Genomic DNA, 11,370 nt, shown 5'->3' on the forward strand with positions numbered 1-11,370 from the left:
AGTTCGCTCAGCCGCTCGCGCCGAAGCTGCGCGCGACGGCCATGACGTATTCGCCGTAGCCGGTCTTGTCCAGCTTGCGCCCGAGCGCGAAGCACTGATCGGGGTCGATGAAGCCCATGCGCAGCGCGATCTCCTCCGGGCATGCGATGCGGACTCCGGTGCGGTGCTCCAGCACCTGAACGAACTGTGCGGCTTCCAGCAGCGAGTCGTGCGTGCCGGTGTCCAACCATGCGAAGCCGCGACCGAGGTCGACCAGGCGTGCCCGGCCCTGCCGCAGGTAGGTCTGGTTGACCTCGGTGATCTCCAGCTCGCCGCGCGCCGACGGGGTGAGCTCCTTGGCGATGTCGACGACCGTGTTGTCGTACAGGTAGAGCCCGGTGATCGCCTTGTCCGACTTCGGGTTCGTCGGCTTCTCCTCGATCGAGATCAGCTTGCCGTTCTCGTCGACCTCGCCGACGCCGTAGCGCTCGGGATCCTTGACCGGATAGGCGAACAACGTGCAGCCGTCCAGTTCACGGACTTCTTCACGCAGGCGGCTGGAAAAGCCCTGGCCGTAGAAGATGTTGTCACCCAGCACCAGGGCGACCGGGTCGTCGCCGATGAAGTCCGAGCCGATCAAGAACGCCTCGGCCAAACCGTTCGGGGTCGGCTGCTCGGCGTAGCTGATGTGCACACCCCACTGGCCGCCGTCGCCGAGCAGACGCTGGAAGCTGGGCAGGTCGCTCGGCGTGGAGATGAGCAGGATCTCGCGGATGCCTGCCAGCATGAGCACCGACAGCGGGTAGTAGACCATCGGTTTGTCGTAGACCGGCAGCAGCTGTTTGGACACCGCCTGCGTGATCGGGTGCAGGCGCGTGCCGCTGCCTCCTGCGAGCACGATCCCCTTCACGCGACCAACCCAGGAGCTTTCCGCGGCATGGTGCCGTACACCTTCTGACCTCTCGTCTTGCGCCACCGCGCGTCATGTGTCCCCAGTGTGCCGAGCGCACCGTGATCGCTACGGCGCACCACACATTAGGGTGACACGAAGGGTGATTGCAACCGGTCGGGGACTACACCCGGTGGGCCAGCGGTAGTTGGTGAACTGCGTCCGGCCTGGGGTGATGCCCTCGGGGTGGCTTCTGACCTGTGAGTTGGTGCTTGTCGGTTGCCGTTAGTAGTTGTCGTTGACGAGTGCCATTTGTACCCGTTCTGTACCGGCGTGGTGATCTCTTGTGTCGCACCACCGGCGTGTAGGTCCGCATCTTGCGAAGGCTGAGAGTACGGTGTCGGGGTGTTGGAATTGGTGGGTGGTGCGCTCATCGGGCTCATTTTGTCTCTTACATTGCAGGCGTATCTTCGCCCGTTTGCCTCTCTTATGGAGAGGATTGGTAGGAGGCACTTCTCGAAACCGATCTTGGTTCATGTTGAACATGATCCGTCGATCGTGTGGAACGGCGAGCCTGATTGGGTTCCGCTGTCTGTCTATATTGACGATCCGATGCGCATGGCTCGTATTAACCCTTTGAATAGAGATGAATGGGTTGAACAGGCGCGCTTGGCGAACGCTGTCGATGCCGGAATGACCTTCCTGAAGGCGACTATTCAAGCGAAGTCTGATGCCGCAGTCGTTATTGAGTCGGTGCGTGTCGTTGTTCATAGGAAAGTGCAACTTGATGGGGGCATGATTTTGACTCGGCCGACAGGTGGTGCTGACCTTGTACCCCGGAGGATCGAAATAGATTTCGACTTCAATCCGAATTCGCCGCTGGTTACTTGGTATAAAGCTGGTGGGGAACCGGGAAAGCCTATCTCGATAAATCTTTCAAGCGGCGAGATTGAGCAGTTCCATATCTGGGCGAAGGCCTATCAAGGGGTGGAGGCTGTGAGGTACGAGTGGTCATTTGAGCTGTTATTACTGGTTGAGGGAGCTCGGCGTGTGCATCGTATCGATGACAACGGAAAGCCGTTCGTCACAGTCTGCCCTGGGAACCTCCCCGCTCGTTTTAACCTTCCGGGTACGAACGAGTGGCGTGAAAGCTTAGGCTGAACTCGCAACAAGAGCGGAGGTGGTGTGCCATCCCGTCTGACCTGGCGTAGCCCGATCACGCTGTGTCAAGGGGGCAACCTTCGTGCTGTGGTGAGGGACGTTGCCAGGCTTGCCCCCTTGGCGCGGCGTGATAGCCCTCGGGGAGGTCAGACGGGATGGCACACCCACGGGACCACCGACGAACCGCAACGCCCACGTTTAATCTCGGCCATCCCGGAGACCTGCCCGCCCGGCGAGGGCATCTCTTCTCCTTCGCTGCGGTCCCGCCGTGGCCCCGGCGGGGCCGCCCTTGACCATGTAGAGAAAGTGCTCACCGGATGTGCGCCGGATGAGTTACGGGGCGGGGCTGACGTAGCAGTAGGCGGGCACGAGGCCATGGCCTGAGTCGTGGTCGGTCGTCCCGATCTTGCGCCATCCGAGGCGTTCGTAGAGGCGGATCGCGGCCTGGTCCTTCTCCATGACGTCCAGCACGAGGCGTAGCCCTTCACCGGCTGCGTGGTCCATCACGGCACGTGTGAGCAGTTCACCGGCTCGGTGGCCTCGGGCTTCGGGGTGGACGAACAGTCGGCCCAACACAGTGATGTCCGCGGCTGCGCCCTCGGTTGTCTCGCGGAACATGACGGCCGCTGCGTCGGCGTCCGTGGGCTCAGTGATGCAGACGTGCCCGATCACCTCCCCGGCCAGCTCGGCAACCCACGCCTTCACCAGTCCGGCGGGCTTGAGCCAGGCTTCCGGGTCGGCGACTCCTTCGACGGGGTAGCCGTCGGCCTCGTGTACGGCCACCAGCGCGGCAGCACACGCGGGGAGGTCGTCATCACGGCGGGGGCGAACCACGGGGGTCGGCTGTTGGTGCGGCTGGAACATCAGTCCTCCACGGGCATGGTGTAGTCCAGGCCGGTCAGGTCGGCGCGCATGACGAACCTCGTCACCTCGAACGGTCGGCCGAGGTGGTCGATGCCGGTGTGCAGCACATCGAGTACCGGAACACCGTCCGGGATGGACAGTCCTGTGGCTTCCTCGTGGGTGGGCATGCGGGCGGAGACTTCTTCACGGATGCGGGTGATCGGGTGTCCGAGTTCCTCGAACCGCGCGTACAGGCTGCCCTTACCCATCTTCGCCGACGTGGCCAGCACAGAGCCTTCCGCGATCTCCCACGGGATGTAGGTGACGCCGACCTGAACGGGGTCGTCGTCGGCGTAGTACCAGTTCTCCCGGCGCACCACGGACGGCTCGGCCGGGGCCGCGCCCAGGCGCTCGGCGACGTCCTCGGGCGGCTGGACACGCTCGATCGACGTGCAGTCCACGCGGGCCGTGCGGCCCTGCTTCGCTACCTCGGCGCGGTAGGGCGACAATCCCGTCTCGTTCCGGAGACTGTGCGAGTAACGCTCGCTGCCGAAGCGGAGTAGGCGCCGCTTCTCGCGGACGAACACACCCTTGCCGTGGTGCGCCGTGACCAGGCCCTCGTCGGTGAGCAGGCGAATGGCCTCGCGAGCGGTGTTGCGGGCCACGCCGTACTTGGCGGCCAACGCTCGTTCGGACGGCAGCTTGGCACCGGGAGGCAGGTCGCCCGAGGCGATCGCGCTGCGCAGCTCGCTCGCCACCTGGCGGCTCGGGAGCTGCGTCCCGTCGCTGGGACGGTCTGCGGAACTGTTCACGACGCCTCGATTGCTGTCAGCGGACCTGTCTTCATCGCGGTCAGTGTACTGGCTCAAGCCAGCTATTGACGGACGACGCGCGACGCGCTTTGCTGGCTTAAGCCAGCAACTGGCTCAAGCCACTTCACTGGGGGGACATGGTCATGGGTGCGCTCGCGTTGGTCATCGATGAGCCGACTGTGGTCGAGGTTTCCGAGCGGTTCCGGTTCTCGGATGAGAACCCGCTGACCTTGGAGCCGTATGCACGGGGCCGGTTCGGGGATCTGCCGCCGTACATCGAAGACGTGATCGTCGAGCAGTTGGGACTGGCTCCGACACGCTGGAACGCGCTGGTCGCTGCCGGAGAGGTCTACTCGGTAGTGGGGCCGTTCCAGGAGTTCTCACTGGCGGGCTTCCTGCGTTCGGTGCAGGAGCGCGATGTGTGGGACGGGTCTGAGGACGTGTGTGGTGACTGCTGGGGCACCCTGGCGGCCAAGGACTATGACGGTTCGGTGACTGGCCGTATCGACGGCGTCTACGTCTGCTTCTGTGCGGTGCACTGAGCATGGCCGAACACGCGAGGTCGGCCCGGCTGGTGGCGAAATTGCCGGGCGAAGACGAGCGGTTGGCGCTGCTGCTGCGAGGTTCGGGTTTCCGTTCGTGGCGGGCCAAGGTGCAAGCGGTCGGCGGGTGTGCGAAGCCGGTGCGCCTGGCCGGATCGGCTTCGTGGGAGACGGCTGACGGTCAGCGGGTGCGGGAGTTGGAAGGCACGCTGTTGGCCGCGTGCGGCAACCGGCGGGAGTCGGTGTGCCCGTCGTGCGCGGATCGGTATTCGGCAGACACCTTCCACTTGATCCGCTCGGGTTTGTCCGGCGGCAAGGGCGTGGCGGACACGGTGACGGGGCATCCCCGGCTGTTCGTCACGCTGACCGCGCCGTCGTTCGGGCCTGTGCACAACCAGCCGACCACCCGCACCGGGCAGCGTCGCTCGTGCGCCTGCGGGACGACTCACCACGACTACGACCCCGCGTTGGGCACGCCGCTTGATCCGGACGCCTACGACTACGTGGGTGCGGTGTTGTGGCAGGCGCATGCCTCGGAGCTGTGGCGACGGTTCACCATCACTTGCGCCCGACACCTCGCCCGCGCCCTCGGGGTACGGCCCACCGCGCTGAAACACCACCTGCGGCTGTCCTACACCAAGGTGGCCGAGTATCAGCGGCGGGGCCTGGTGCACTTCCACGCCGTGGTTCGCTTCGACGGCCCCGACGGTCCCGAGACCGCGCCTCCGGCGGCGGCCACGGTGGACCTGCTGGAACGGGTGGTGCGCTCGGCAGCTCGCGCGGTGGCGGTGGACTCGCCACCCTCTGAGGCGGTGGGGTCGCGGCGGCTTGTGTGGGGGCGTCAGATCGACTGCCGCGCCATCACCGACGCTGAGCCGGATGACCCGGCGGCGTTGGTGCGGGGCTCGTCGGTGGCGTCCTACATCGCCAAGTACGCCACCAAGGGCACTGGCCACGCTCCAGGCGCCGACACCCCGATCCGTTCCGAACAGCACATCGCCGACCTCGACGTCACCGACCACACCCGCACCATGATTCGCACCGCCTGGCGGCTTGGCGGGCTGCCCGAACTGGCGGAACTACGGCTGCGGAAGTGGGCGCACATGCTCGGCTTCCGCGGGCACTTCCTGACCAAGTCCCGCCGCTACTCCACCACCTTCACCGCCCTGCGCGGCGCTCGCCGGGAGCACCGTTTCGCCCAGGAGCTGGCCGACCTCGGCATCCACGACCCTGGCGAGGTCACCGTCATCAACGACTGGTCGCTGACCGGCGTCGGCTACCGCAGCGCCGCCGAACGTGAGTTCGCCGAAGCCATCGCCGACGCAGCCATCCAACGGCGGAAGAACCGCCGATCCGACAGCATGGCGGTGGCGTGATGGCGGTTGACGACCTTTGGTACCACCGCGCTCGTGACCCCGAGACGGGGGAGCGGCTGCCCACGAAGCGCCACGGTCGCGGCAAGCGGTGGCGGGTCCGCTGGACAGACCCAGAGACGGGCCAGACTCGCACGCAGTTCTTCGACCGGCGGGCCGACGCCGAGCGCCACGACGCCAACATGCGCGCGGACATCTCGCGGGGCCAGTACGTGGACCCTCGCGCGGGCAAGCTCACCGTCGCCGAGTACGCCAACCACTGGCGTCGGACCCAGCTCCACCGGCAGAGCACGGCCGAGCGGACCGAGCGGGTCATCCGGCGGCACATCGTGCCCGTGCTGGGTGCCCTGCCGCTGGCCCAGGTGCGCAACTCGCACATCCGGGGTTGGGGCAAGGATCGCGCGGAACGCCTCGCGCCGAGCACGCTGGCGACCGTCTACCACGGCACGCTCGTGCCGCTGTTCAACGCGGCTGTCGCCGACAAGCGCATCGGCAGCACGCCGTGTGTCGGCATCCGGCTGCCGGAGATCCCGGACGCCCGGTACTACATCGCCAGGCCGGAGCAGGTGCATGCGCTTGCGGAGGCCCTGCCCGAGCGGTACCGCGCGATCGTCTACCTCGCCGCTGGCTGCGGCTGGCGCGGCGGCGAGATCTTCGGCCTCGAACGCGACGCGATCGACTTCGAGCGGCGTGAGGTGCACGTTCGCCAACAACTCACCGTCGTGAGCGGGCGGAACCCGTTCCTCGCTCCGCCGAAAACCAAGACCAGCATCCGGACGAACGAGCTGCCCGTGGTCGCGGCGGAGGCGCTGCGCCACCACCTGGACACGTTCCGGCCGCTGCCCGAGGAGATCGACGACGAGACGGACCCGCGCCGACCGACCCGGCGTCCGGTCGATCTAGTGTTCACGCGCGGAGATGGCCGGCCGATCCACCGGTCGGACTGGTCGTACATCTGGCGGCCCGCGGTGGAGAAGGCGGGACTGCCGAAGGGGTTCGGCCTGCGTGACCTGCGGCACTACTTCGCCACGGTGCTGATCTTCGGCGGAGCCAACGTCAAGACCGTCCAGCTCGCGATGGGCCACACGACGCCGACGGTCACGCTGAACACCTACGTGGGCTACTGGCCGGACGCCGTGGACCAGACTCGTTCACTGGTTGATTCCGCCCTCGGTTGTACCGGGGATGTACCTGGCGGCACCGACTAGCGCATCACCGCAGGTCACGAAGCCAATATCACCGGTAGTTGGTGAACTGCAGCGCGACGCCGAAGTCCTCCTTCTTGAGCATCGCGATGACGTCCTGCAGGTGGTCCTTCTTCTTGCCGGACACCCGCAGCTGGTCGCCTTGAATCTGCGCCTGGACGCCCTTCGGGCCCTCGTCGCGGATGAACTTGGCGATCTTCTTGGCCTTGTCGGACGGGATGCCCTGCTGGATCGTGCCCGCCACCTTGTAGATCTTGCCGGACAGCGTGGGCTCGCCTGCCTCGAACGCCTTCAGTGAGATGCCGCGCTTGATCAGCTTGTCCTTGAAGACCTCGACGGCGGCCTTGGCGCGCTCCTCGGTTTCCGCCTCGATGGTCACCGCGTTCTCGCCCGCCCAGGACACGGTGGCTCCGGTTCCGCGGAAGTCGAACCGCGTGGCCAGCTCCTTGGCCGCCTGGTTGAGCGCGTTGTCCACCTCCTGGCGGTCGACCTTGCTCACCACGTCGAACGATGGATCCGCCACTGGAAACTCACACCCCGTGCGTCGTGTCGAACTGCTTGGCCGCACTCTATCGCGGTCGATGAGCCGGACGGTGGTCAACGCCGGGTGGCTTGCCTTTCCTTGCCGCGGCGGGCCTTGTCGACCACTTCGAGGACGGCGTCGTGGACCGGGCCGGGTTTCTCCTGCGGGACGGCGTGCCCGGCGCCGTGGACCACGACCACTTTGCCGTCCGGGACGGCGGCCATGAGCACGGCGGCTTTCTGGTTGAGCAGCGGGCGGAGCTTGCTCATGCCGCGATCGACCCGGCCGCCTTGCACGGAGATGGTCGGGACGGGTGGTGTGCCTTTCTCCTGCAGGCGGCGCATGGTCGGGTTGGCGGCACCGATGTGCTTGGCCTCGCGGGCGCCGGTGTGCATCGCCTGGTGGCACGCGTAGTCGCGCAGCATGATCCGCGCGCGTTCGTCGGTGATCTCGGGGCCGAACCCGTGCGGGAGGCTGGTGCGTTCGATCAGTCGCTGTGCACCGAACCGGGCCAGCAGGCCCATGAGCCGCATCGACCAGGCGGTGATCCTGGCGTTGTGTGGCGGCATCGCTTCGGCGAGGGTGGCGTCGACGAACACCAGTCCGGCGACACGGTCGGGGTGCCGGTCGGCGAAGAGCCGGACGATCGGACCGCCCCAGCTGTGTCCGACCAGGATCACGGGATCGACCTCGTCGATCGCTTCCAGCAGGGCGGTCAGGTCGTCGACGATGCGCTCCAGCGTGCGGTCGGCGGGGTCCTCGTCGCTGCCTCCGTAGCCTGCGCGGTCGTAGGAGAGTGTGCGGGTATGGGCGCTCATGGCGTGCTGGGTGTGGCTCCACGTGGCGGCCGGGGCGCTCATGCCTGCTTCGAACACGACGAGCGGTCCCGGGCCTTCGCCTGCGACGACGGTGCGGAGCTTGCGGCCGTCGGGAATCGTGACGAACCGTTCGGTGAGGCCTGCGCCGGGGTCGAGGTGCATGGGGCGGCCTTTCACTTGTTCCAGCACGGCGGGTGGATGTCGGACCACAGGCCGGCGCGCTCCAGCTGCGCGGCAAGGGCCAGAACCTGGGCATCGTGGCGTTGCCGGCCGACGAGCTGCACTGCCAACGGAAGTCCGTCGGCGTCTTGATGAGTCGGAACGGTGACGGCGGGCTGTCCGGTGTAGTTGGCCCACGGCGTGTAGGCCGACCACGCCAACATGCGGTCCGGTACACCCTCGACGTCGTCGTCCTCGTGGTAGTAGCCGATGGGGACGGCCGGGCCGTTCGTCGTAGGGGTTACGGCGATGTCGTACTCGTCGAGTGCGGTGAGGAAGGTGCCGGCGAAGTTGGCGATGACGGCTTGGGCCTGGACGGCCTCCGTTCCGGAGAGCTTCCTGCCGAGGGAGTCCAGGTAACGGTTGTACGGACGCAACAGGTGGCGCTGTTCCGGAGGAACGGACGTGTCCACGGCGGTGGCAACGGTGAAGCCGAACCAGTTCACGATGGCGTCCCGGACGGACTGGTCGTAGCGTGCGGGCAGCGCGACCTCGTACACCTTGTGGCCGAGGTCGCGCAACGCGCTTGTTGCTCGCCGAAGTGCGGCCTCGGCCTCCGGATGCGGCTCACCGACTCCAGGATCGGACCACACGGCAATCTTGAGCCTGCCGGTGGGCTCGCCGAGCGTCGACGTGAAGCTCCGCTTCGGCCGCCATCCGTACAGATCGCCGGGCGCGGGCTGCGCGAGGACGTCCAGCAGGAGCGCGGCGTCCTCGACGGTTCTGGCGATGGGGCCTTCCGTCGAGGCGGAGAAGTAGGGCACTGCCGGTGCGGAGCTCACCAGACCGCGGCTGGGTTTGACCCCGACGAGGTGACACGTCGCCGCGGGCGTCCTGATCGAGCCGGCTCCGTCGCTGGCATGCGCCAACGGCAAGAGCCCGCCCGCCACCGCCGCAGCCGCGCCGCCACTCGAACCGGAGGCGTAGCGCTCCGTGGCATACGGCGTGACGGACGGGTGTGGCGTCACGTCGTTTTCGGTGTAGCAGGTCGAGCCGAACTCCGGGGTGTTCGTCTTGCCGACGATGACCGCTCCGGCATCGCGGAGCAGTCCGACGGTCCAGGTGTCCGCGGGTGGCACGAAGTCCTTCAGGGCTGCTGAACCGAACGTGGTGCGCAGGCCCTCGGTGGCGAAGAGATCCTTGACGCCGATGGGAAGGCCGCACAGGGGTGGCGCGTCGCCGCGGGTGAGGAGTTCGTCGGCGTGGTCGGCTTGGCGGAGCGCTGCGTCGGGGTCGACGGTGACGAAAGCGCCCAGGGTTTGATCATGCCGCTTGATGCGGCTCAGGTAGTGCTCGGTGAGCCTGCGCGCGGTGAACTTCCTGCGGCGAAGTGCGCGCAGCTGCTGGGCAGCGGTGAAGTGGTGCAGCCCGGTCATGACCGCACCGCGGACGAGGTGAGCAGCAGGTGGGCCGACGCAGCGATCACGTCGAGGTCCTCCGGAGCGAACGGCTCGCCGGTGAACAGGCGCCGGTGCACCAGGGGGCCTTCCAGCAGGTTGCCGAGCAACGACGGTTCCGGCACCTGGCTGATCTCGCCACGGCGGACCGCCCTGGCCACCGCGTTTACCAGCGGCTGTGACCTGTTGACGCTCATCGCCCGCAGCTTCTCCTCGGCGTGCGGGTCCGAGCGCACATCGGCGAGAAACCCGGCGATGCCGTTCGCCCACGGCTGCGCCCATGCTGCTGCCAGGTCGTCGAGAAAGGCGCGCAAGTCCGATAGCAGCGAGCCGGTGTCGACGTCTCGTGCGGGCGGAATGTGTGTCGCCAGGACGTCTGCGACCAGCGCTGCCTTGCTCGACCAGCGCCGGTAGACGTCGGTGCGGTGGGCCTTTGCTTCTCCGGCGACGTCGCTGAGTGTCAGGCCGGTGTATCCGCGGCTCTGCAGGAGCGACCATGTGGCGTCGATCAGTCGGCGTTCCAGCTCCGCGTCCCGGGGGCGTCCGGCCATTGCTATCGCCTTTCCGCTACATCGTGTAGCGGAATGCTAGGCCGTGGCGGCCCCGCGGGCAAGCGCGAATGGTGGGGCTCCCCCCTTGCGCAACCCCGGGATGAGATTCGGTAATCTAATGCTCGGCCGGGCATCGACCCGAGCCACGGCAGGTTACCCAAGCGGCCAAAGGGATCTGACTGTAAATCAGACGGCTCAGCCTTCGGGGGTTCGAATCCCTCACCTGCCACTCGAGGCGAAACGCCCCGCTGACCAGCGAGAACACGGTCAGCGGGGCGTTTCGCTGTGTCCGGCTCCGTCCGGCTGTCTCTGCCCGATGCCTACCCAGACCCTCGCCACTCGACGGGTGACTGCCGGCCCAGGGAAGGAACCCGCTCATCAAGGCAACCGCAGGAGCTGGACGCAGATCTGCTCGACTGCTTCGGGCACGTGTGGGTTGCGCCGGAGGTGCGGAGTACGCGCCACATCGTTGGCGACCGACAGCGCCGCGTGCACTGTGATGCGCGCGGTCACCGGGTCCAGATCCGGTTGGACCGAACGCAGCAAATGCACCCACTCGTCGATGTAGGTGCTCTGAGCTTGCCTTGCCTGGCGCCGCCGATCCTCCGGCAAGTGCTCGATCTCGGTCGTCTGCAGGTCGATCAGGTGGGGGTGATCGACGATGAACTGGACGTAGGTGCGAGCAAGCTTACGCAAGATCGCATTTTCCGACGGCTCGATGTAGGCACCGGACAGGTGGAGGTACAGGGCTGCCGTCCCGCGGTCGAAAGCCGTCTCCAGGAGTTCGAGTTTGCTGCCGAAGTGGTTGTAGATGCTGGCTCCTGCGATGCCGACAGCGGCACCGATGTCGTCCAGGCTGACGCTGGTGAAACCCCGGACGGCGAACATGCGAATGGCCTCGGCGAGCAGTGCTTCCCGCCGGGAGCTGCGCCCTACGGAGGAGTGCGGGGCAGCGGCGGTGCTCGGGAAGTCGGGGGGACACGTCCGCGTACATGATCCGCTCGAGCAGGTCGGCGAGCAGAGGTGAGGCGCCCCGCTGGTCCCGTTTGCTCGGGCTC

At 66.9% G+C, this 11,370-nt stretch carries 12 protein-coding genes and 1 tRNA gene; 5 read left to right on the plus strand and 8 right to left on the minus strand.

Going from position 1 to position 11,370, the window contains the following annotated elements; all coding sequences use genetic code 11:
* Positions 1-7: 7 nt before the first annotated feature.
* Positions 8-889 (minus strand): glucose-1-phosphate thymidylyltransferase RfbA, encoded by an 882-nt coding sequence (gene rfbA, locus YWM_RS0119020; RefSeq protein ID WP_028852018.1) that lies wholly within the window; start codon positions 887-889, stop codon positions 8-10.
* A 384-nt stretch (positions 890-1,273) separates the two neighbouring features.
* On the opposite strand from rfbA, the gene YWM_RS26305 reads away from it, so the two are divergent.
* A complete protein-coding gene (locus YWM_RS26305; protein WP_156914836.1) occupies positions 1,274-2,029 on the plus strand; it encodes a hypothetical protein in 756 nt (251 codons plus the stop codon).
* A 333-nt stretch (positions 2,030-2,362) separates the two neighbouring features.
* Here YWM_RS26305 and YWM_RS0119025 read toward each other — a convergent pair whose 3' ends face one another.
* Together YWM_RS0119025 and YWM_RS0119030 are read right to left on the minus strand one after the other, a co-directional pair.
* On the minus strand, positions 2,363-2,893 hold the full coding sequence (locus YWM_RS0119025; RefSeq protein ID WP_028852019.1) for a GNAT family N-acetyltransferase: 531 nt from the start codon (positions 2,891-2,893) through the stop codon (positions 2,363-2,365).
* Complete coding sequence (locus tag YWM_RS0119030; RefSeq protein WP_028852020.1) at positions 2,893-3,684, minus strand: GntR family transcriptional regulator; 792 nt, start codon at positions 3,682-3,684, stop codon at positions 2,893-2,895. The genes YWM_RS0119025 and YWM_RS0119030 overlap by 1 nt, the downstream gene beginning before the upstream one ends.
* Positions 3,685-3,827: 143 nt before the next feature.
* On the opposite strand from YWM_RS0119030, the gene YWM_RS0119035 reads away from it, so the two are divergent.
* From YWM_RS0119035 to YWM_RS0119045, 3 genes are read left to right on the plus strand one after another with little or no spacing between them, the layout of a single operon-like run.
* On the plus strand, positions 3,828-4,226 hold the full coding sequence (locus YWM_RS0119035; RefSeq protein ID WP_028852021.1) for a hypothetical protein: 399 nt from the start codon (positions 3,828-3,830) through the stop codon (positions 4,224-4,226).
* Between the two features lie 2 nt (positions 4,227-4,228).
* The gene (locus tag YWM_RS0119040) at positions 4,229-5,602 is read left to right on the plus strand and encodes a replication initiator (protein WP_028852022.1); all 1,374 of its coding nucleotides are present in this window, start codon (positions 4,229-4,231) and stop codon (positions 5,600-5,602) included.
* Entirely contained in the window at positions 5,602-6,807 is a 1,206-nt protein-coding gene (locus YWM_RS0119045; RefSeq protein WP_028852023.1) for a tyrosine-type recombinase/integrase, read from the plus strand. Before YWM_RS0119040 ends, YWM_RS0119045 begins: the two co-directional genes overlap by 1 nt.
* A gap of 28 nt (positions 6,808-6,835) precedes the next feature.
* On the opposite strand, the gene YWM_RS0119050 is transcribed toward YWM_RS0119045, so the two are convergent.
* The 4 genes from YWM_RS0119050 to YWM_RS24585 form a co-directional block, all read right to left on the minus strand.
* Positions 6,836-7,327 carry a YajQ family cyclic di-GMP-binding protein gene (locus YWM_RS0119050; protein WP_028852024.1) on the minus strand — a complete coding sequence of 164 codons (492 nt, stop codon included), beginning with the start codon at positions 7,325-7,327 and terminating at the stop codon, positions 6,836-6,838.
* A gap of 74 nt (positions 7,328-7,401) precedes the next feature.
* Positions 7,402-8,334: an alpha/beta fold hydrolase gene (locus YWM_RS25410; protein ID WP_156914837.1), complete on the minus strand. Its 933-nt coding sequence runs from the start codon at positions 8,332-8,334 to the stop codon at positions 7,402-7,404.
* Positions 8,319-9,740 (minus strand): amidase, encoded by a 1,422-nt coding sequence (locus YWM_RS0119060; protein ID WP_028852025.1) that lies wholly within the window; start codon positions 9,738-9,740, stop codon positions 8,319-8,321. The genes YWM_RS25410 and YWM_RS0119060 overlap by 16 nt, the downstream gene beginning before the upstream one ends.
* The gene (locus YWM_RS24585; protein ID WP_052345132.1) at positions 9,737-10,312 is read right to left on the minus strand and encodes a TetR/AcrR family transcriptional regulator; all 576 of its coding nucleotides are present in this window, start codon (positions 10,310-10,312) and stop codon (positions 9,737-9,739) included. Before YWM_RS24585 ends, YWM_RS0119060 begins: the two co-directional genes overlap by 4 nt.
* A gap of 147 nt (positions 10,313-10,459) precedes the next feature.
* On the opposite strand from YWM_RS24585, the gene YWM_RS0119070 reads away from it, so the two are divergent.
* Positions 10,460-10,541, plus strand: a tRNA-Tyr gene (locus YWM_RS0119070).
* Between the two features lie 149 nt (positions 10,542-10,690).
* On the opposite strand, the gene YWM_RS24590 is transcribed toward YWM_RS0119070, so the two are convergent.
* Positions 10,691-11,221, minus strand: a complete 531-nt coding sequence (locus YWM_RS24590; protein WP_281168841.1) for a TetR/AcrR family transcriptional regulator — start codon at positions 11,219-11,221, stop codon at positions 10,691-10,693.
* Positions 11,222-11,370 lie beyond the last annotated feature (149 nt).

It is taken from the genome of Thermocrispum municipale DSM 44069 (assembly GCF_000427825.1).
In the GTDB taxonomy this organism is placed as follows: domain Bacteria; phylum Actinomycetota; class Actinomycetes; order Mycobacteriales; family Pseudonocardiaceae; genus Thermocrispum; species Thermocrispum municipale.

Coding starts and splice junctions, on each gene's coding strand:
- YWM_RS0119025 (WP_028852019.1), bottom strand. CDS start 2,893: ATGTTCCAGCCGCACCAACAGCCGACCCCCGTGGTTCGCCCCCGCCGT.
- YWM_RS0119060 (WP_028852025.1), bottom strand. CDS start 9,740: ATGACCGGGCTGCACCACTTCACCGCTGCCCAGCAGCTGCGCGCACTT.
- YWM_RS0119035 (WP_028852021.1), top strand. CDS start 3,828: ATGGGTGCGCTCGCGTTGGTCATCGATGAGCCGACTGTGGTCGAGGTT.
- YWM_RS0119040 (WP_028852022.1), top strand. CDS start 4,229: ATGGCCGAACACGCGAGGTCGGCCCGGCTGGTGGCGAAATTGCCGGGC.
- YWM_RS0119045 (WP_028852023.1), top strand. CDS start 5,602: ATGGCGGTTGACGACCTTTGGTACCACCGCGCTCGTGACCCCGAGACG.
- YWM_RS24585 (WP_052345132.1), bottom strand. CDS start 10,312: ATGGCCGGACGCCCCCGGGACGCGGAGCTGGAACGCCGACTGATCGAC.